Source organism: Bacillus sp. 3255 (assembly GCF_031456485.1).
Classification (GTDB): domain Bacteria; phylum Bacillota; class Bacilli; order Paenibacillales; family NBRC-103111; genus Paenibacillus_E.
The window spans coordinates 293,285-315,576 of sequence record NZ_JAVDUS010000001.1 but is presented as its reverse complement, the minus strand read 5'-3'; the positions used below and the strand labels follow the sequence as shown (position 1 = coordinate 315,576).

Sequence of the window (22,292 nt, the reverse complement as noted above, 5' to 3'; positions counted from 1 at the left end):
GGAATGGGATGAACCGGACTCGTCAGATCGGGTTTTCATATTTGTTTTTGTTTCCAAGCTTTCTGCTGACCATGGTGCTGGGGGTCTATCCGATCGCTTGGGCGATCCGTTACATGTTTTACGATTACAAAGGCTTTGGGGAAGCCTCGTTTATCGGTTTGGATAATTTCCGAAGGCTGATGGAGGATTCGCAGTACTGGCATTCCGTATGGAACACGTTCATTTATGCAGGCGGAAAGTTGATCATTACACTGCCATTATGCTTGGTGCTGGCCGTTATTCTGAACGGGAAGCTCCGCGGCCGCAACTGGCTGAGGGCGATTTATTTCATGCCGACGATTATTAGCTCCGCCGTTATGGCGGTCGTTTTCTTCATTATTTTCAACTCATATAACGGTATCTTGAATCAATATTTGCTGAAGTTTCATATCATCTCCGAAAGAATCGATTGGCTCGGGCCTCAACACGCCATGCTGACGACGATCATTATCGCCGTATGGGGGGCTGTCGGCAACTACATGCTGCTGTTCCTGGCCGGTCTTCAAAATATTCCGAACGACGTTTACGAAAGCTCATCGCTCGACGGTGCGAATAAATGGCAGCAGTTCTGGTATTTAACGATCCCGATGCTGGGTCCGGTGCTGCAGATCGTGATCATGTTGGCCATCATCAACTCGCTCAAGGGGTACGAAAGCATCATGGTACTCACGGAAGGCGGACCTGTCGGCAAGACGGAAGTCATGTATCTATACGTATACAAGCTGTTCTTCCCAACGCCATCCGGCACCGTGACGGATCAGCAGTTCGGCTATGGCAGCGCGGTCGGATTCGTGACAGCCGTTATTGTAGGCATCATCACGCTGGCATACCACGCGATGTCCAGACGCTTGAACAAACTTCAATAGGGAGGAAGCGGGGATTATGGAAGTTATGGAAACGGCTCCGGGGAAGCTCGGGGTCAACAAGAGAACGCAATCCTTCTCGATCGGCCAATTCGGCGGAAGATGCCTGCTTTGGATCTTCTTGCTGCTTACGGCGGTGCTCATCGCCTTTCCGGTCGTTGTCACTTTTCTGGGCTCGCTCATGTCCAATCATGAGATTACGAAAGGGGGCTCGATAATTCCGGCCTCCTGGCAGTTCATGAATTACAAGGAAGCCTGGATACAGGCGAACTTCGCCCGTTTTACATGGAACTCTCTGTTCTTAAGCGGCATGACAACGATCGGCACGCTGGTCGTGGCCTCGATGGCAGCGTACGTGGTAGACCGGATGAGCTTTCCCGGCAAAAAGCTGTTCGTCGGCATACAAGCCGCCACGATGTTCATCTCCATCGGCGCTGTCGTCATCCGGCCGCAATTCGAGCTGATGGTGAAGCTCCACCTGCATACGAATCTTTGGGGCGTCGTCCTTATTCTCGTAAGCGGACATGCGTATATTTTCTTTATTTTGCTAAGTTTCCTGCAAGGTATTTCCCGGGAATTAGATGAGGCTGCGCGAATTGACGGCTGCAGCAGCGGCGGCATATTCTGGCGGATCATTTTGCCGCTGATGCGTCCGGGGTTGGGCGTAGGCGCCTTGTTTACATTTTGCGGGGCATGGAACGAATATTTGCGTCCGCTCGTGTTCACGATGACGAATCCGAAGCTGCAGACGCTGACCGTAGGCCTGTCCTATTTGCGCTATGGCGCGTCGGCTGCGGTCCAAACACACTATATGCTGGCGGGCGCGTGCTTATCGATCCTCCCTTTGCTGCTCGTTTATATGGTTGCGAATCGATCATTTATGCAGATGACGGCAGGATCGCTCAAGGGTTAGAGCGAATCACTCCCGTATTGAAGGAGGGAAGGGTATGGATAAGAGAAGGTTGGACCGGCTCCGCGCCAACGCGGCGCGGCCGGAATTCGATGAAGGAATCGCTCTTCTGCGGAAGGAAGCGGAGGAGGCTTCGCGCATTACGTATACGATTCGAATGAACGAGCAAGGCCAGTGGACGCACTATTACTACTGTCATGAGGACGGGACGCGGCTCAGCTTCGAGTGGCATTCGCCGTTCAGTCATCAATGTCCCACCTGCGGCAAGGAACGGACAGGGGAGCCCTTCAATTCTGCATGGACGTCCATTGCGCATACGCAAATCGGCCGTGCCGTGTATCATATCGCGCTGCTGACGGCGATTGAACCCGACGTCAAGCGAATCGGCATGGTGAAGTCGTATTTAACCGCATACGCGGACTGCTATGAGTCCTATCAGACGCACGGAGACATTCCGTATAACGGTCCGGGCAAATTGTTCGCACAAACGCTGGATGAGGCGCATTGGATCATGGATCTTGCCTTGGGCTTCGATTTGATTCGGGGCCATCTGACCCCCGCAGAGGAAGCGCATATTCGCGGCGGGCTGCTGGAGCCGTGCGTTCGGTTCCTCATTCTGCACAAGGAGAAGCAGATTCATAATCACGCCGTGCTGATCACCTCCGCCATCGCAGCCATCGGGCTGCTGCTGGACGATCAGGCGATCGTGGAAGCGGGGCTTGCGGGCGAATACGGCTTGGAGGATCAATTGGCGCGCGGCGTTTATGAGGATGGCTTATGGTACGAGGGGAACGTACAGTATCACTTCTATGCCTTCCAATCCCTGCTCCACTATGCCTTGATCGCCGAAGGAACGCCATGGGAGGTGTGGTCGAACAAGGCGCTGAAGGCGATGTTCGACTACCCTCTGCATCTTGTGCTGCCAAGCGGTGCAATGCCGACGTTGAACGATGCGGGCTTGGGGGACAGCATAGGGACGTATACGAGGTACTACGAAATTGCCTTTGATGTGTACGGGGATCATATTTATAAGGAACTGCTGCTGACAGCTTACGGAACAGAGTGGGCGGATCCGCGATTCAGCGGTGTTAGAACCGTGCGCAGGGATTCGGTGTATGCGCTGCTGTTCGGGCGGGAGCTGGAGCCGTTGACGGAACAAGTGCAGGAGCAGGAGCAGGAGCAGGTGCCGAGACAAGAGCAGGCGCCGGCAAGTGCAAGCGACAGCGGCAGGCTATCGCTATGGGAGACTACCCACCGTACGCAGTCGTTCCCCGCAAGCGGGTTAACGAAGCTGGTTAACGGAGCGGGCTGGCAGGCGATCCTGAAGCACAGCAGGTTCGGCGGCGAGCACGATCATATGGATCGTCTGGGTTTATCCGTCGTATGCGGCAGCACGCCTCTTCTGGTCGATCCGGGAACGACGGCATACGGCATACCCGCGCATTACGGCTGGTTCAAGCATACGTATTCGCACAATACGGTAAGTATCAGCGGCGCCGACCAGCCTCCGCGTGACGGCAGGCTGGTGCAGCTTGTCCGGCAGCCATGGGGAGCATGGGCCGAGACAGCCGTGGATTGGTCCGGGGACGATTTCTATATGAAGGATGCGATCATCCTTCCGAAGGAACTGAGCCCGTGGGATGTGGAGGCGTACGCCGGGGTACAGATCAGGCGGGTGAATGTGCTGGCCGAAGACCACATGCTCGATATCGTGAGCGTGACCGTGCCGGAGCCCCGCGACGTGCACTTGTGCACGCATATCAGCGGCGAGCTGCGCAGCGATGCGGCAGCTTCATGGACACGAACGGAGGAGCGGCTGAGCCGGCTTGATCAGAAGTGGCTGAGGGACAAGCGGCGTCTGGCAGCCGGCGAGCGGGTGTTCCGCTACGAGCTGCGCGAAGGCGAGCTTGCACAGCTGATCTGGTGCTCGCAGCCGTCGGACATGTACGCCGCTCTCACGCCGGACAATCCGCCGAGCGGGAACCGCACTTCGCTGATCCAGCGGGCGGCTGCCGAGCGCGCCGTGCTGTTCATTCAGGCGCTGCACTATGAGCCGGCGAGCGGGGGTTCGCGATCCGGGGCGCCAAGCAAGCTCCTGGTCGAGGAGCTTGGCGGCGATGCGTATCGCATCGAGCTGACGAAGCCGGGCGGCCGGCTGCGGTATGATTTGGATCTCAGCCGGGCGGAGGCCGGGCTGATCCGGGAATGAAGCCGCAGGGCTGCTTAGCACTGCTCCCGCCTTGCTGCTCCACTGCCGCTCAACTTTGCAGCGGCTCAGCCTCCACTTGCTGATTTGCCTCTTTCACCTTGAATCTTATGTATAATTCCAATCGTCTATTTCATGTAATAAATAGAGAGAACGATTGGAGGGGACTGTGCAATGAGAGGGGCATGGAGGAAGCTGGCGGTTTTTACGTACCAAGAAGCGATGTGCTGCATATTCCCAGTCGGCATCTTCATGCTGCTGGCCATCACGAAGTTTGTGGATGTGCCGGGGATTTCCAGGTATGACCTTATCCTGGCAGGGTGCATCTTGATACAGATCGGCATGTTCGCGAGCAAGCTCGAGACGAAGGACGAGCTGCTGGTCATTTGTCTTTTTCACATCATCGGCATTGTACTCGAGGTATTCAAAGTCCATATGGGATCGTGGAGCTACCCGGAGGAAGCCTACAGCAAAGTATGGGGAGTGCCGCTCTACAGCGGTTTTATGTACGCTAGTGTAGCCAGTTATATATGCCAGGCTTGGCGGAGGTTGGATCTGACGCTCATCTCCTATCCCTCCAAATGGGTCTGCATTCCGTTTGGCGCCTGCATCTATTTGAATTTTTTCACGCATCACGCCGTGTACGACATCCGGTATATATTGATTGCCCTGCTGTGTCTTTTATTTTTTAAGTCGCACATCCAGTTTCGGTTAGACCGGAGCCTGTACCGAATGTCGATACCGGTTGGTTTTCTGTGTGTCGGATTTTTTATATGGATTGCCGAAAATATCGCGACCTACTTCGGAGCCTGGAAGTATCCTAATCAAAGCCATGCGTGGCATGTGGTGCATCCGGCCAAAATCGTGTCCTGGTTCCTGCTCGTCATCGTATCCTTCGTCATTGTCGCGGAGCTGAAACGGTTGAAAGCAAGAACCCAATAACGCCCGCGGGCAGAGGTGTGAATAACTTGCCATTATCCTTCTTAAGTCTATGGTCCATTAATGATGCCCTGTATCTGAACACACTGCAGGCGCAGCTTGATGAGCTGCGGCTTGCGGGGCTGGAAGGCGTCATATTCCATCCCCGGTTTTATCCGGACAGCCCTGCTTATCTTAGCAGCGGGTACTTGGACATCGTCTCCGAGCTGATTCTCTACGCCAAAGCGACGGGCATGTCGTTCTGGATCTATGATGAGAACGGCTGGCCCTCCGGCACGGCGAACGGCGAAGTGCTGAGGAGGCTGCCGCAGTCTGCATGCGCCTGGGTGGAGTGGGTTCCACAGCCCTCCGAAGCCGGCGGAGGCCGCATCGCTTTCGGCTCGAAGACGGCCGTCTCCTCCCTGGATCCGTTGGCGGCTCAAGCCTTCCTCGACATTACGTACGAAGGCTACCGCCAAGGCTTAAGTGCAGAAGCGTTCGACTATGTGACGGGCTTCTTCTCCGACGAAGTCGCCTTCCTTGACGGACACGGCCTCACGGTCAAGACAGGCGCAATTCCGTGGGATGACCGGTTCGCCGAGCAATATGAGCGGCGCTATGGGGAAGCTCTGCTGCCCTTGCTCCATCTCCTATTCACCGAGGGAGAAGGATACGAGATCGTGCGGGTCCGCTATTGGGAGATGCTGACGGACGCAATTATCACCGGCTTCTATCAACCGGTCGCAGCTTGGTGTGAGAAGCACGGGAAGAAATTCACCGCTCACTTGAAAGCGGAGGAAAGCCCGTTCTTCCAGCTTGCCTACAGCGGATCCGCTTTTCAGGTGCTGAAGGGCGTGGAAACGCCTGCCATCGATGCGCTAGAACGCTTCCCGGGCAACAACTTCTATCCGCGTATCGCGCATTCCGTGGCGGTGCAGCAGGGACGGAGCGCTGCGCTGGTCGAGGCGATGGGCGGAAGCGGCTGGGGCGTCTCTCCGCAGACGTTCACCGACTATTGTCTGTGGTTGGCCAGCCACGGCATCGAGATGTTCGTGCTTCATCTGAACCAGCTGAAGTTGACAACCAAAGCCGTACAGGACTGGCCGCCATCCATGCCAAGTCATGTGACTTGGAAAGCGGCGTTCCCGGCTCTGCTGGCTTCGATCAAAGAGCAGGCGGCGCGGCTTCCCGATTTGAAGCAAAAGCCGGATGTGCTCATCGTGACGCCGACTCGCGGCGTTATGGCCGCCTTCGATCCGATGGACTGTATGGTGATGAACGAGCATGACGGATCGAATATTCCCTCTTCGCCGGCAGGTCTCTTTAATGCGAAGCTGCTCGCACTGGTCGAAGCTAGCTATGCCGCCGGGGTGCATTACGAATTGACCGAGGAGCGGGTGATCGAGGAGGAAGGCGTCCTCCTGGACGGAATGCTGCGTATCGGGAAGCGAGATTATGATTGCGTGCTGTTGGCCGACGGCTGCAGATGGGAGGCAGAGGGCTATCCAGGGAAGCTCCGCGCTGCCGGTGTTACTGTTCGCGAAGCCCGCGACTGGCTGCGGGAGCTCCCTGCGAGAGCCGCTGAACAGGCGGACGCCCGAATCGCAGCTATTGTCTTACAGCAATCGCCATGGCGCGCAGAGCCTTTGACGACGAACCGGGTTTACGTCGAGCTTATTCCTGTACCGGAAGGGAGGCTTGCAGCCCAGCTGACGCTGGAGCAGCCTGACTTGATCGGCGGCTTGACGCTGCTGCTCCTCGATCCCGTCCAGGAAGCAAGGGTGAACGGTGAAATACTTTCCCTTGAACGAAGAGAGAACGGCTGGGAAGCGCAGCTCCCGAACCAAATGGCCGATTTAAGCGGCACGCTGCTTATTGAGGTCACCCCTTGTGCCGGCGGGGAGGCGCGTCCGATTGCTTTTGTGAGCGGGGGCTTTGCCGTCAAAAGCCTATCGCCCCTTATTGCCAAAGATGAGCGGCAATGGTTGACGGACGGGCCTTTCCGGCTTGTCCCGCTGACTGCCGGCGTTGACGCGGCGGATCTCATCGCGTCGGGCTTCCCGTTCGCCGCTGCGCCCGCAACCGTGACGAAGACCGTCACGCTTAGCGCTGCAGACAGCGCTGCCGCCATTCGGTTGACGGATGTACAAGGTGATGCGGCCTATGTGCGGCTGACGGGTGAGGAGCTGGGCTGGTGCTGGGGACCGCATTGGACGGTCGCCTTGCCGCAAGCTGTGACAGCCGGGACCTGGGAGCTGGAAGTCAGCTTGTATCCGAGCACATTCAATTCCTACGGCCCTCATCGTCATTATGAAGGCGACCGTTACTTAACGAGCCCTGATCAATATCGCGGAGTCAGGAATTTCGCCGATCGCCCCGATGCCCCTGAGCATACGAGCGTGAGTTCGCTGCATTTCGTCAAATGGGGAATTTCCGGCGATGTAGAGCTTGTGCGAAGCGAATAGAATCGGATTTGCCGCATGCCGGCATGAAGGCAGTGGCCAGCGCCATGGTCCTGGTGCAGGTTCAATTCAAAAGATGTCCCAGGCTGATTCAGGCTCTTGGGGCCTCTTTTTTTTCATAAGGGGGTCTGTTAGCGGAATTGTCATTATTTTCAGTGAAAATGATTCTCAAACTCATTGACAACGGTTATCATCACCTTTACACTTAGATTGTAAAGCTAATTTCTCCTATAACTTGTACATAAACGAAGATGTGCGACATGTTCGTTTCTCAATATATGACCCTGGGAAGGATTGATACCGATGCATGCGATCGAGGCTCAAGAATTAACGTTAACCTATGGAGAATCCAGTATCTATGAGAATTTGGATATTGCGATTCCGAAGGGAAAGGTCACGGTGTTCATCGGCAGCAACGGCTGCGGGAAATCGACGCTGCTGCGCTCCTTGGCCCGATTGTTGAAGCCTACGAACGGCAGCATCCTATTGGACGGTCAAGCCATCGCCAAGCTTCCGACCAAAGAGATTGCGAAGCGTCTGTCCATTCTGCCGCAAGGTCCGGTAGCTCCCGAGGGATTGACAGTGCTGCAGCTGGTGAAGCAGGGCAGATATCCGTATCAGAGCTGGCTGCAGCAGTGGTCCGCCGAGGATGAGGACATGGTGAACAAAGCGCTGAAAGCGACGAATATGCAGCAGTACGCCGATCGCACGGTCGATTCCTTATCCGGGGGGCAGAGGCAGCGCGCTTGGATTGCCATGACGCTTGCCCAAGGGACAGATACGATTCTGTTGGATGAACCTACGACATACTTGGATATGTCGCATCAGGTCGAAGTGCTCGACTTGTTGTTTGACCTGAACATGAAGCAGCAGCGCAGTATAGTGATGGTCCTTCATGATATCAATTTGGCTTGCCGCTACGCGCATCATATCGTTGCTATTCACGATAAGAAGATCGCCGTCCAAGGTAAGCCGGAAGACATCATTACCGAAGAGACGATCCGTACGGTGTTTAATATGGAGTGCCAAATCATTCAAGATCCGTTGTTCGGCACCCCGCTATGCATTCCATTCGGCAAAGGCAGGAACGTAAACGGCCTTCAAGAGAGTCCGTTCAAGAAGCAAGCCCAAGCCGCCGCGCTTACGGTTTAACGGGAATTATAGACGAATCAAAGCCTCTATGTACGCTTCACGCGTACGTAGGGGCTTTTTATTTGTTTGGGGTGGCTTGCTCGAGTTTTCCGGGGCTTAACCAAATATACCCCATTTGGGGTATGGTGCTTAGGTCGCATAAACATGTATTTTTATAATTGAAAATGTGACATATTGTCGGAATCTGGTACTTGCCTACATAGAGAAAGGCCAATAGCGAATAGGAGGTATGTATGAGAAAAATAAGTTCATTACTGCTGGCGCTTATCCTTAGCTTTATAGGTATTATGCCTAATCCGAATCAGGCCTTAGCGGCAGCGGCTTTAATCCCGGCGGCTATGAAGCAGCCGATCGCCGTGCGGAATATGAGTTTTAGCGCCATCGACCCGCAGACGAACCGATTTTTCCTCAAGGCGGGCGATTTGGGACTCCTGCGTGTGGAGTTTGAATCAGGAGGTTATGTGCTGTGTCATAGGGACAGCATCCTCATGACAGAGTCGGGGGGAAGCGGCAAAACGACGCAAGCGGCATTCCGCACTTCGTTGGATCCGCAAAGCGTGAAGGATTATATACCTGACTTTGTTTATCGGGTAGGAGCCTCCGACGCATCCGGGCGATTGACCCTGAAGCAGGGTCCGGAATTATGCTATACGAATGGCAAGCTGGATAATTCTTGGCATTCGTTCCCGAATTACAGAACGTACTTCAGCGACGGTACATCGATGGACAACGTGACTTACTTCAAGAGCTTGCTCAAGGAAGAGGTGTACATCGATAACGACGCACCGGTGATCACGTTCGGACAAGCTTCGAATTCAAGTTACCTAAGAAATCACGCGGTTACGATCACGACAAAGGACCTGCCGGCAGAGGGCAAAGTAACGACTTATTACAAGTGGACGCAAGAGGCTGCCACGCCTGCTCCAGGGGATATCAATACGGTCATTGCGAGCGGAACGGCCGCACCGGATCCGGAAGGCAACGGCGCTTATTATTTGCATGCCCGTGCGGTCGACATTGTCGGACACGAGACGATCTCAACGGCAGGGCCGTTTAACTACGATCATGAACCGCCGACGATCACGTTCGGGCAAGCATACAATTATATTTTCAAAAAGAGTCATGCCGTTACCGTAACGGCAGCGGACACACCGTCGAACGGAAATATCGCGCTGTTCTATGCATGGACGCCAAGTTCCCTCGCACCGCCTGCCGCCGAAATTACGACGAGCATGATCAGCGGAGCGCCGGCGCTGGATCCGGCAGGCTCAGGCGTATTCTACCTTCACGCCAAGGCCATCGATGCCGCCGGGAACGTAACCGTTCAATCGACGGGACGTTTTTTCTTCGATAATGATCCGCCTGTTTTAAATCTGACGCCTTTATCGGGCAAGGCCAAGACAAGCCACACGATTTCGTATCAGATGTACGATAATCTTTCGTCTACGAAGTTGGACTATGCATGGCTCAAGGACGGGGCGGCTTATTCGACAGGCACAGCGACGGCGAGTTCGGGAACGCTTCAGGTGCCTAACAGCCTGGAGGGCAGCTACAAGTTGAAAGCGACTGCGGCGGACGATTCCGGCAACACCAAAACGATAGAGACACTGGCGTATATTATTGACAAATCGCCGCCTGTCGTGACGTTCTCCGAGCTGGGGAACAATACGCCGGCCAAGAGCCGTCAAGTGAAGGTCACCTTGCAGGAAGCTAGAGGGGGGCTGGCTCAATCCTCCTACATCTGGTCGAACAGCGTAACCGTTCCGCCCTCGAGCACCGCGGGCTGGATGCCGTTCGCGGACGGAGGCGGTACGGCGACGACGCAGAGCGCTACGCTCACTTCACCGGCAGGAGCCAATACCACGATGTACTTGCATCTTAAGACGGCTGACAGCGCAGGGAATGTCGGATATGGAACGACCACGCAAGGCTTTGTACTGGACAACACGAAGCCGACGGCGGTTTTCAGCAAAGCAAGCACATCGTCCTACAGCCATTCGGTGACGACAAGCTTGACCCTGTCCGACAACGTTACAACAGCGCTTGGTCAATATGTCATCAAATATCTCGTCTCGGATCAAGCAACCACAGACGGCAATGATGCCGATTGGAGCACGTCAACGAGCGGCGCCTTTACGATCACCGGCAAATCAGGCACTTATTATATTCATGCCAAAGTATACGACCAAGCCGGCAACTGGCAGCTCGTCAGGGGAGGACCTTATCTGCTGGATAGCGTGGCTCCTGAAGGAACCATCCATATACCGGCCGAGCAGACGAATCTTAAAGCGGTTCCTGTTGAACTGACCGCGACGGATGCTCATGGGCCTATCGACATGAGTTTCTCCGTGAACGGCGGATCGACTTGGAGCAGTTGGGAGCCTTTCGCCGCCGCGAAGACGGTAACCATTCCGGAGATGGAAGGCACACGGACGATTTCGGTTCAATACCGCGATGCGGCGGGCAATATCTCTCCCGCATATTCGGACACGGTCATCTACGATCTAACGAAACCGGCTGCGGTGAAGATTACCTACAGCACGGCGCAGCTTACGAACCAATCGGTCACAGCGACGCTGCAAGCTTCCGATAATATAACGGCCGCGGGCGACATCGACGTGCTCAATCTCACCGGCTTCAGCTATGAGTTTCAAGCGAATGGCACCTACACCTTCGTGTTCCGCGATAAAGCCGGCAATGAGAACACGGCCGTCGCTACCGTAACATGGATCGATAAGATCAAGCCGCAAGTTCAATTCAGCAGCGAGGGTGTTTCGGATAAAAGAAAAACGGCAAGCTCCGTTATTACCGCGACGGACAACGTCTCCGGAGCTAACGAGATGACGTACGCGTATGCCTGGTCCACGAGTGCGAACACGGAGCCCGAGACATGGACGGCGCTCCCCAGCAATCGCCAGGCCGATCTGAGCGGGGCGAACGGCATCTGGTATTTATGGGCAAAAGTGAAGGATAAGGCCGGCAATGAAACGATACGGCACACGAATTCGTTGTTCCAGCTGGACAATACAGCGCCGGTCGGTACAGTCGCTTACAGCCCTCCGGGGCGCACCGCAGGCAACGTCAAAGCCGTCTTGTCGACCAATGAGTCCGTTCGTGTGACGAAGCCCGTTAGCGGCAGCAGAGAGTATGTTTTTACAGACAACGGAACGTTCGAATTTGAATTTGCAGATGACGCAGGCAACGTCGGCAGAGCGACGGCTGTTGTAACGGGCATCGATCGCAGCCTGCCTTATGCGGAAGTGACCGTAACGCCAGAGGATTGGACCAACGGACCGGTACGCGTAACGGTGGATGCCTCCGGCAATTCGGCTTTATCGTTACGTGGAATCGTCGTTCCGGAGGACGCAATACCGGTCTCGCAAACCGTCCAGAAGGTCGTCTACGATTTCGTATCCAACGGATCGCTGAGATACACGCTGCTCGATACCGCAACCATGTTGACGAGCGAGGATGAAGTTATCGTCGATCATATCGATGTGACGCCGCCGACCGGAGAGCTCATCTACAGCACAGAGAGCAGTACGAATGAGGACGTTACGGTAACGCTGGTTACGTATGATGAGAATCACGGTATCGTCTCCGTGGTCGGAGACCGAGCCTTCACCTTTACCGACAACGGCACGCATACGTTCGTTTTCGCGGACGAAGCAGGCAATGTGTCGCAATTGACGGCCGTTGTGGATTATATCGACAAGACGCCGCCAGTTCCCGTTGTCACCTATAGTGCGACGTCATGGACGAAGGAAGACGTCAAAGCGACACTAACCTTCACAGGCGAGGATGCGCCGGTCAAGATAACGAACAACGGAGGCAGTTCGCAGTATACGTTCAAGGAGAATGGAAGCTTCGTATTCTACTACCGCGATGCCGCCGGCAACGAAGGCGAAGTGACCGCTCAGGTGACGTATATTGACCGCACGCCGCCGATAGGGACGGTCACGTACAGCGAAGCGGGGTGGACGAACCGGGATGTGATCGCCACGCTGACCCCGCAGGACGACTCGGGGCAGCTCCCGACCATTGTGAACAACAGCGGTTCGACTGCCTTTACGTTTGTGCAGAACGGAACGTTCACGTTCGTCATGGAAGACGCAGCAGGTAACAGACGCGAAGTCAATGCGGCCTTTGACCGGATCGACAAGACACCGCCGGTCGCGACCGTGCAGTATTCGACGCCGATGTCGGCGAAGACGAATGCGGATGTGCGTGCGACTGTGGAAGCGAATGAGCCGATTGTCGCCATCAATAATAACGGCAGCATCTCGCGTGATTTTGCGGCCAACGGCAGCTACGGCTTCCGAGTGGCGGACCGCGCAGGCAATGAGGCGACCGTTACGGCGAATGTGTACAATATCGACCGCACGCCGCCTGTACTGACATTGTCTTACAGCACGGCTGCGCCGACCAAAGACGATGTTATCGTGACGGTAAGCGGCTCGGAAGCCGTACAGGTGCTGAATAATAACCGGGCGAAGCAATACGTGTTCAAAGAGAACGGCACGTTCAAATTTGTCGTTCAGGACTTGGCGGGCAATATCGCCGAGGCGGTGGCTACGGTAGCGAACATCACGAAAGCTACGGCGAAAGTAACGTATACGTTCAGTGAGACACAGCCGACACGCAACAACGTTACCGTTACATTCAACGCGGACCGTCCGCTTACATACGCAGGTATCACAGGCAATACGGTTACCTTCACGGAGAACGGCACCCGCTGGATTGAAGCGACGGATCAGCTCAATAACCAATATGTGCTGCGTATCGATGTGAATAATATCGACCGGGAAACGCCTAAGCTGACTTTCCAGAAGGGGGACCAACTGCTGCTTGCCGTTGGCGAAGCCGTTAATCCGGGGGCGGACGTCCAAGTGTCGGACAATCTCGACGGCAGCTTGAACGATAAGCTGACGGTCACGCATGCGATCGATACGCGAACGCCAGGCGAGTACGACGTTACCTATAGCGTAACAGACCGTGCAGGCAATGTGGCTCGTATCGTGCGCAAAGCGATCGTCATCGCGCCTACCGCATTCTCGGTGTTCGTCAACTCCAAGCAGCTGCAGGAGACGGAAGCGGTCGTCTACGGCGAGGCGATTCAATTGCAATTATTTGGCCAGCAAGGAACAACCGTAGTCAAATGGGCGCGCGGATTCAAGAACAAAGGGGACTTCAAAGCCCTTGGGCAGGAACTGACAAGCGGCAGCCTGCCTGTCAAGGAATATGGCTTATACACGTTCTACATGCAAGATCAGGAACGGCAAACGAAGCTCGTTCATGTGTATATATTACCGGTCAAAGCTTCGGAATAACGGACAAAGCATCAACTGGACTAGGAGGGTTGATGCTTTTTCTCATGGATCGAGGAGGGGAAGTCATGCAAGCATGGCGAGTGAAATTGTGGAAGAAAATGACACTGGCGATCATGGCGATCGTGCTGTGTCTGCCATACGGGGGCGAGCTCGCGTTCGCCATTGATGCGGAGATACAGCCGCTGTCAGTGGCCAATGAGTTCATGGACGTCAGCATTAACAAGCAGAACGGCCGGTTCAGCGTCACAACGAAGACGGGATCTCCGCTCAAAGCGAGCGACGATAACAAACCGCTCTTGTTCCGCGACAAGCTGCCGGAGACATCGTTTACAACGTTCCGCATCAACGGTCAAGATTTCATTTATGGGAACGGCTACGGTTTCATGGGGTCCAACGGGTATTTTACCTATTCGCCTGAAAATAAAGGTCTATCCAACCAATCCGTATGGCATGTCGAAGGTCTGGAAATCATCCAGACGCTTACGCTCGTCGATGACCGGACGAACCCGAACGCCGGGAATATTAAAATTTCCTATAAAGTTAAAAATACGACCAAACAAAATCAAAGCGTCGGTTCCCGTATTTTGCTCGATACGATGCTGGGTCCGGAGGATGCCTCACCGGTGTCATTAGCCGGCGGCACTACGTATATTCGCAACGAAACGAAAATCGAAGGTTCGCTTCCGTATTATTGGCGGGCGACGGATAATCCGTTGAATCCTAAGGTCATGTCTTACGGTTTCCTGCAGGGCTGGGGAAATACATCCCCGAACCGGATGATTATTGCCCATTGGAACGGTATCTCCGAAACGAAATGGGATTATACGGTAAATCCGCAGCTTGATTTCACATCGGTGCAAAATGCCTATGGTTCGGCGGACAGCGCGGTCGCCATGTATTGGGATCCTTCCGGTTTGGCTCCGGGCGCAGAGGCCGTTTATGAGACGTACTACGGCTTGGGCAGCTTCTTCACCTCGCAGAAGGAAGCGGCGTACGGGTTGCAAATCGGAGCGCCGAAGCAGCTGAAGGTGAACGGCGCCGGTAACGGCTATCAGGAGTCGGCTTTTGAAATTCGCGTAGATATCGATAATACCTTAGACCGGTCGATGGCACAGCAGAACGTACAGGCTGTACTGGGGTTACCTGCTGAGCTTGAGCTCGTTCAAGGCGAGAAGACGGCCAAGGCTATCGGAGATCTGAAGGTCGGTGACATGAAGACGGTCACGTGGCATGTACGTCCGAAGCCGCAGAAATCGTACAAGGCGGCGCAATTCCAGGTGATCGTCCAAGCGGCGGGCGGAGCCGAAAACATTCAAGCTTCTTACGTCATCCTGCCGGGTTTATCGGGACAAATCCCGGAAGTGCAGCTGCTCGAAGCGCTGCCCAAGAAGCTATACATGAAGGACGCCAACCCTTCCATCGCTCTGCAGGGCAAAGGCTTCGAGGTATTGAAAGGCGCTGCCGATTTGCAGGTACAGATGGTCAGAGCGCGGGACGGTGCTGCCGTTGTCGTGCCGAGTGCCGATGTCACGGTTGTCGATGACAAGCAAATGTCGGTCCGGCTGGATGATACGCTCTGGCCATCGCGGAAGGATGAGCCGGGAACCTACATCGTGCGCGTGAATGCAGGCAGCATCGGGACATTTGAGCGGACAATCGAGCTTACCCTGGACAAACGCTATCAATCGAGAGATTACGGCATTCTGCTCGTCGTCGGTGAGAACATGGACGCAGAGGGCAGTGAGACGTACACCCTCGTGCCGGTCGACAACGAAACCAAATTGGCTGAGCTGAAGCATCAGTACGAAGCCGCCTCCAAAGAAGCGCTGCTGGAATTCCGCGGTCCGATTCGCTCCTTGGATGCGAGCCATACTTACTTTGAAATTGGAGCGGGGGCCACGATCAATTCGGTCATTCGCCATGATGCGTCGAAGGATTTGAGCGCGATATTCGGGCAAGCTTCACAGAAGATGGTCATTCGCCAAAATTCACAGGATCTTACCCATGAAGGCGATTATGTCGAGCTGAAAGGTAATGGCGTGCTGTCGATTCCGGGCTTTCCGTTCTCCTTCGGTCCATTCAGTATCGAGCTGGTGAATGGCAGCCGCTATTCGCTTGAAGCGGACGAGGATGCCGGCGAGAAGGCGATAGAAATTAACTGGGAAGTGCTCAAAGGATTGTCGGTCATCCAGCATATGTCGTTCTTCCAAGTGGAGATTAAGAATGCCGTAATCGGGGAGGAGACCGTCTCGTTCGGCGGTTCCGTCTCTATGAATTTCAATCCGGGTCAGAAGCAGGAGGAAGAGGAAGACAACTCGGGGCAGAACGGCCAGAATCCGCCGCCCCCGCCGCCGGCCAATAACGGCGGCCAGCAGGGGGATGACACGGAGAAAGACCAGACCGACGACATGCTTCAGCTGGGCATCGCGCTGGATGAAGCCAAGTTCGGCATGCGGAAGGAAACGAACATGTTCGGCCGGGCGAACACCTTCGGCTTCATGGGACTCCGCGCCGAAGGCGAGGCCGGTCTGCCGAAGGGCATGGTGCCGGGGCTTGATTTCGGCGCAAGCGGGCGTGTTCTGCTGGACACGTTCGACCGCAAATTCGAAATCGAAGGCCATGTCCAGTTCCAGGTGGTCGAACTGGACGGCCTGCTGACGCTGCGCTTCACGGAAAGCGGCGTGCCGATCCCCGACAACTTCGTATTCGTTGTCGGCGGCGAGCCGGGCATTCCGTTAATACCGGTTGCTCCTGTTGCCTTTATCACCAAAGGCGGAGGGGGCTTCCGCAACCTGTATGATACCGTTATGGGCAATTTTACGATTTTGCCTCCGCTCAAGGTCGTCATGGTCGGCGGGCTGAGCGTCGCCAAAGTCATAACGGCGGATAATGTGACGCTCGGACTATCGATGCAAGGATTGGAGTTTTCCGGTGAGTTTGAAATATTGAAATTTCCGATTCTCAAGGAAGTATACGGCAGCATCGATTTCAAGGATTCTCTAACCAGCTTTGGCGTAGCGCTCAAGGCCGGCGCAAGGATGGAAGTGTTCGATGCCATCATCGGCGAAGTGTACGTCGTATTCGAATATGATTCCTCTAAGCACGGCTTGCTGGGTCCGGTCTATATGGCGGGCGGAGGCTCGCTGACGGTCCGCATTCCTAGGGCCGTGCCGATACTCGGCGGCAAGGAAATCGCCCACGCCTCCGGGGAGATTTCTTCAGAGAAGGTATGGGGCAAAGTGCGCATCATCGGCATTCCATTCGGTTATCAATATGTATGGGGCAGCCGCAGACCGACGCTGGCTTCCGCGCGCTTGACGGCCGACATGCTGCCGGAAGCGGAAGGACTGATGGAGAAGGAGTACATCGACGAATCCGGCAATGTATCCGCCATGACATTCGGAACGAACATCAAGCGGGTGGCCAGCTCCGAGTCCGCGAAGAAGACGGACGGTCTTGTACGCACGTTGTCGGCCTCGAACGAATACGAGCTACCCGTTTCAGCGGATCAGGAAGCAGCGCTGTTCGAGCTGACATACACGGGGGAAACGCCGCCGAAGCTGCAAGTGACGGACCCGGGCGGCAACGATTATCCGCTTGTACTGGACGAGAACTATCTGGTGCAAGAAATTTCACCGGAGGATTCCGAGACAGGAACTCTGGAGAAACGGGTATATATATCCGTTCAGAAGTCACAGTCAGGTTCAATCGAAGGCAGCTGGAAAGTGAAGTCCGATCAAGCGTTGGCGTGGACTCTAATGGATGTGGCCGTACCGGCAACGCTGACGGAAGTCACGGCCTCGGCAGTTGCGTCGAGTCCGAATAAGGTGAGAGTGAATTGGACAGGCGATCACGCAACGAATGAACGAGTATCGCTGTTCCTAAGCTCGAATAACGAGAACGACCCGGGCCGTCTATTGGTGAAAGATATTCCGGTTCAAGACGGTACGGCGGAAATCACCGTTCCCGACACGATGGCAAGCGGGGCCTATTATATCAAAGCGGTCTTGTCGCAGGGCGATACGAACCTGGACAGCCGCTATAGCAGCGGAGCCGTTGAGTTCGTCAATCCGCATCAGCCCGCGCAGCCGCAAGAGGTACAAGCTGTGCCGGCGGGCAGCGGACTGCTGGGCGTATCTTGGTCCATGCCGCAGGAAGCGGACGGGTTTACGCTCCAACTGCTTGACGCAAGCGGGCAGCCCGTACCAGGCATCGGGACGGTGGATGTTGCGGGAGACACGAAGCGAACGACGCTGGGCGGCATGATACAAGATCAGGCCGGTGTGAATTCCGGACTTGTACCGGGCGCCTCGTACAAGGTATCGATCGGTGCGTTCAAGAATGTGGACGGAGGCAAGGTGTACAGCCAGCCGGCCGTCTCGGCGGCGGCTTATGTGCCGGTGCCGAATCCGGCAAGCGTTCAGCTTACGCATTGGAAGATGAACGATGAACCGGTGACGAACGCCTACGGGGACGAAGGGCAGAGCAGTCCAACGACGTATGTCGTGAATGAATCCTCGTTCCAATTGCAGATGCATGCGGATCAGCCGGTAACTACCGAAGTCCGTGTGAACGACCGGACCGTAGGCACCTACACCGGGGGGGACTGGAAGAAGACCTTGGCCTTGGAGGAAGGGACGAATCTAATAGAATTGATTTCCGTCAACAGCAACGGGGATCAGACGCGCACAGGCACGCGGGTGTTCTCGGATACGACTGCGCCGGACTTGAAAATCGAGAGACTGGGCTCCATTTCGACGGATAAAACGGTGCTCGTCAAAGGCGTGGCGGAGCCGGGCAGCACAGTCCGCATCAACGGCCAGGCGGTATCCGTCGAGTCGGACGGCTCCTTTGAGCATGCCCTGGGAATGGCGGGACACTTGTCGGAATCCATCGTCGTCACGGCTACGGATGATGCCGGCAATGAGACGACGGCAAGCTCCGAAGTGATGAACCCTGTCGTAGACGGTATCGCCAAAGTTGAGCTTCGTCCTGTGGATGCTGCACCAGGCAGCGTCTCGCAGGATGGGGAAGAACTGAGTCTTCCCGCCGGAGGCCGGCAGGCGTTGGAGCTGGTCGCCACGGATACGAATGGCGTAGCGACCGTTCTCGATCCGAACCAGGTGAGCTGGAACGTCATGCTGGGCGAGGCCAACGGCTCCGTTTCGGAGGAGGGACTTGTCGGCGCTGATGCCGAAGGTGAGCTCGTCGTCAAGGCCTCCTATGCAGTGACGACGGATTACGCCTTCGAGGATACGCTCATCGTGAAGGTTGGCAAGCAGGCGGGTGCACCGGATCCGACTGCACCGGACTATGACGATTGGTATATCCCGCCGACACCGCCAAACCCGGATAGCGGCAGTTCTTCAGGCGAGGAACGGGAGCCAACGGACCAGGCCGTTGACGAGACGCTGCGCAGCATTTTGAAACGGCTGATCGAACAGGAGCATAATGTAGAATTCGTTACTTCCGCTGAGCTCCGGTCGAACGAGGAGGCGATTGTCACAATCCGCGACCGGGCGGTACTGAGAATTCCTTCGCAGCCGCTTCAAGATCGTGTGGGGCTGGGAGTCGGCATTGTCCGCAACCCGAGTGCCTATGAAACGGAAGGACTCAAGGTCATCGGGGATATCTACGAATTTAAGTTCGATAAGCAGGTGGCATTGAAAGAACCCGCCGAGCTGACGGTCCGCTATTCGCTGGACGAGATCCCGGACCCGGACAAAGCGGGCATCTACTGGTACAACGAGCGAACGAAGAGATGGGAATATGCAGGCGGCACAATTCAGCCTGTAGCAGGTACGATAACGGCCAAGCTGCCTCATTTCAGCAAATATGCACTCATGTACGATGCGCATAAGATAGAATTCCGGGATATGGCTAACCGTTGGTCCCGTTCGTTCGTTGAGCGGCTCGCTTCTATCGGCGCCGTGAACGGCATCCAGCAAAGAGATGGTCTTGTCTTCGAGCCGCTTCGTTCCATCACGAGGCAGGAATTCGCCAAGATTGCCGTCGGCGCTTTAGGAACGAAGCTATCCTACGACAGGCTTCCTGAAGAGTTCGCGGATCGTGGGGATGTTGCGGCATGGGCTGAGCCTTATATGCGGACGGCACTTGCGAACCGCTGGTTAGCAGGCGCCTCCAGTGAGAATAAGCTGTATCTTAATCCCGGCATGCCGATAACGAGAGCGGAAGCGATAGCCATCATCGGGCGTATGCTTGAGGGGCAGGAACTACCATCGGCAGCAGATCAGCCGTCCTTCCTTGATGCCGAACAGATCCCGGTGTGGGCTGGCGGTTATGTGCCGCTTCTCGCGGGACATGGGATCGTTAGCGGATATCCGGACGGTACGCTGCGTCCGAGCATAGAAATTACACGTGAAGAGGCGGCAGCCATGATTAGCAGATTCTTGGATTTGAAATAGCGTGTGGACCGGCTGGAATGCTCCAGCCGGTCCTTTTTGCAGGTGTAAGGTTATTTGCTGTTTTCTATGGTACTATAATGAGGAAAATCACCATAGTTTTCGAAGGAGCCGAACTCATGCTAACAGTGACAGGCTATCATATACAGCAAGTAATTTTTGAGGACCCGACGATTGTCGTTTGCCACGCATTCTCAGAGGAGCATGCTTGTGAGGTGCTGCTGAAAATTGTCAAAGAAGGCCATCGGGCCATTATCGAGAATGCCAAGCTCATCAACGAATACGAAATAGCCGGAAGCTTGCAAATGCCGGGTATTATCAAACCGATTGCACTCCTCAGGCAAGGGAATGGACTTGTTCTGGCCAGCGAGTGGGTGCACGGCTTGACGCTGCGCCATTTCGTAAAGACAGCTCCGCTTACGGTTCCCGTGTTCTTGAAGCTGGCGGTTCAAATCGCCAAAATTCTCGAAGGGCTGCATAAGCAGCATATCGTCCATATGAATATCCGGCCGGACACTATTGTCGTCGTTCCTTCCTCGTTGAAGGTCAGCCTGACCGGCATGGGGCATTCCGTTCTGTCCATGGATGGAGGCCGGCAGGCAAGAAATATGCCGCTTATCGAAGGCTCTCCGCCTTATATGGCGCCTGAGCGGACAGGCCAATTAAACCGGGTGGTGACGGGCAGCACCGATCTGTACTCCCTCGGCGTCACCTTCTATGAAATGCTTTCCGGCGGGCTGCCTTTTCAAGCCAGAGATCCGCTGGAATGGGCGCATGCTCATTTGGCCAAGAAGCCGCAGCCCTTATCGGCCGGGCATCCCGAAATACCGGCGATTCTCGAAGAGATCATCATGAAGCTGCTGGAGAAAACCGTTGAACGCCGGTATCAGAGCGCGTTCGGTTTAAGAGCGGATCTGGAAAGCTGCTTGCACATGTGGGAGCAGAGCGGAGCCTTCAGCGCCTTCGAAATCGGCTGGCAGGACGTGCCCCGTCTGCTCGAGATATCGGGCGGAGACGATTCGGCAAGCGGGACTGCGGGGCATGCGGCTCCTGTCCTGCAGCCGAATGCGGCCGAAAGCGGCGATGCCAGCAGCGGATATGCACAAGTGCTGGAGCTGGCGGCGGTCATGCGGGCTTCGCAAGCCTTCTCGGAGGAGCGGGACTCGGCGCATCTGCTCGGTAAGCTGATGAGCATTGCCGTAGAAGTTGCCGGTGCGCAGCGAGGCTGCTTCGTTGCCATGCGGGCGGCGGAGCTGTATGTCGAGCAGGCGGTTGATACGGACGGCGGGATGGAGAGCGGGACGGAGAACAGGACGGAGAGCGGAATGGACAACGGGTCGGGCAGCCTGGGCGGCGGCTCGAAAGGCAGCGTGCCGCTAAGCCGGTATGAGGGAATTTTCCAAAACTTGGTCAGTTATGTAGCGATTAAGCGGCAATTTGTTATTTTGGACGATGCATCGAAGGTCGGATTATTCACGCAGGATCCTTATGTGGTGAAACATAAGCCAAGATCTGTGCTAGGCCTGCCGATCATCGCGCAAGGGGAACTGCAGGGCGTTCTCTATTTGGAAAATAACTATACAACCGGTGTGTTTGCGCCTGAACGTCTCGGCGTACTGCACATGCTCGCCTCGCAAATCAATTATGTCCAGAGGTTGATCGGGTATTACGGCGGTACGCCGAATCTTCAGGAGCCTGCGCTCGGCGGCGTGCTTACGGCACCGGTGCAGGGGTTGACGGAGCGGGAGATCGAAGTTCTGCAATGGATGGCCGCCGGCTTGTCCAACAAAGAAATCGCCGAACGGCTAGTGATGTCCGCAGGGACCGTCAAAGTGCATATGCGCAATTTGTTCGCCAAGTTACAGGTTAATAACCGCGTGAAGGCGGTTGCCGTCGCCACGCAGTTGAATTTGCTGCAGCCGGTCCCCCAGCCGAATGAAAGCGGTGCTCAAACGGGAGAATAAGGACAAGGCAGAAGTCCTTGTCATTC

9 protein-coding genes are annotated in these 22,292 nt (G+C 55.5%); all 9 read left to right on the top strand.

Translation table 11 applies throughout. The features are described from left to right. Positions 1–8: 8 nt before the first annotated feature. The 9 genes from J2X61_RS01245 (at position 9) to J2X61_RS01205 (ending at position 22,266) form a co-directional block, all read left to right on the top strand. Positions 9–905 carry a carbohydrate ABC transporter permease gene (locus J2X61_RS01245; protein WP_274466692.1) on the top strand — a complete coding sequence of 299 codons (897 nt, stop codon included), beginning with the start codon at positions 9–11 and terminating at the stop codon, positions 903–905. 16 nt (positions 906–921) lie between these two features. Continuing rightward, positions 922–1,815, top strand: a complete 894-nt coding sequence (locus tag J2X61_RS01240; protein ID WP_379239615.1) for a carbohydrate ABC transporter permease — start codon at positions 922–924, stop codon at positions 1,813–1,815. 34 nt (positions 1,816–1,849) lie between these two features. After that, positions 1,850–4,021, top strand: coding sequence for a heparinase II/III domain-containing protein (locus J2X61_RS01235; protein WP_310185198.1), 2,172 nt, complete (start codon positions 1,850–1,852; stop codon positions 4,019–4,021). A gap of 171 nt (positions 4,022–4,192) precedes the next feature. Continuing rightward, positions 4,193–4,960 carry a DUF817 domain-containing protein gene (locus J2X61_RS01230; RefSeq protein ID WP_274466690.1) on the top strand — a complete coding sequence of 256 codons (768 nt, stop codon included), beginning with the start codon at positions 4,193–4,195 and terminating at the stop codon, positions 4,958–4,960. Positions 4,961–4,977: 17 nt separating this feature from the next. After that, positions 4,978–7,401, top strand: coding sequence for a hypothetical protein (locus J2X61_RS01225; RefSeq protein ID WP_310185195.1), 2,424 nt, complete (start codon positions 4,978–4,980; stop codon positions 7,399–7,401). Positions 7,402–7,701: 300 nt separating this feature from the next. After that, positions 7,702–8,550, top strand: coding sequence for an ABC transporter ATP-binding protein (locus J2X61_RS01220; RefSeq protein WP_274466687.1), 849 nt, complete (start codon positions 7,702–7,704; stop codon positions 8,548–8,550). Between the two features lie 233 nt (positions 8,551–8,783). Next, positions 8,784–13,880: an Ig-like domain repeat protein gene (locus J2X61_RS01215; protein ID WP_310185192.1), complete on the top strand. Its 5,097-nt coding sequence runs from the start codon at positions 8,784–8,786 to the stop codon at positions 13,878–13,880. A gap of 65 nt (positions 13,881–13,945) precedes the next feature. Further along, the gene (locus J2X61_RS01210; protein ID WP_310185191.1) at positions 13,946–20,305 is read left to right on the top strand and encodes an S-layer homology domain-containing protein; all 6,360 of its coding nucleotides are present in this window, start codon (positions 13,946–13,948) and stop codon (positions 20,303–20,305) included. A 116-nt stretch (positions 20,306–20,421) separates the two neighbouring features. Then, positions 20,422–22,266 (top strand): protein kinase domain-containing protein, encoded by a 1,845-nt coding sequence (locus J2X61_RS01205; protein ID WP_310185188.1) that lies wholly within the window; start codon positions 20,422–20,424, stop codon positions 22,264–22,266. Positions 22,267–22,292: the final 26 nt, after the last annotated feature.

Bases quoted from the DNA above. Each gene is read 5' to 3' on its own strand.
- J2X61_RS01240 (WP_379239615.1), top strand. From the start codon at position 922: ATGGAAGTTATGGAAACGGCTCCGGGGAAGCTCGGGGTCAACAAGAGA.
- J2X61_RS01220 (WP_274466687.1), top strand. From the start codon at position 7,702: ATGCATGCGATCGAGGCTCAAGAATTAACGTTAACCTATGGAGAATCC.
- J2X61_RS01235 (WP_310185198.1), top strand. From the start codon at position 1,850: ATGGATAAGAGAAGGTTGGACCGGCTCCGCGCCAACGCGGCGCGGCCG.
- J2X61_RS01215 (WP_310185192.1), top strand. From the start codon at position 8,784: ATGAGAAAAATAAGTTCATTACTGCTGGCGCTTATCCTTAGCTTTATA.
- J2X61_RS01230 (WP_274466690.1), top strand. From the start codon at position 4,193: ATGAGAGGGGCATGGAGGAAGCTGGCGGTTTTTACGTACCAAGAAGCG.
- J2X61_RS01205 (WP_310185188.1), top strand. From the start codon at position 20,422: ATGCTAACAGTGACAGGCTATCATATACAGCAAGTAATTTTTGAGGAC.
- J2X61_RS01210 (WP_310185191.1), top strand. From the start codon at position 13,946: ATGCAAGCATGGCGAGTGAAATTGTGGAAGAAAATGACACTGGCGATC.
- J2X61_RS01245 (WP_274466692.1), top strand. From the start codon at position 9: ATGAACCGGACTCGTCAGATCGGGTTTTCATATTTGTTTTTGTTTCCA.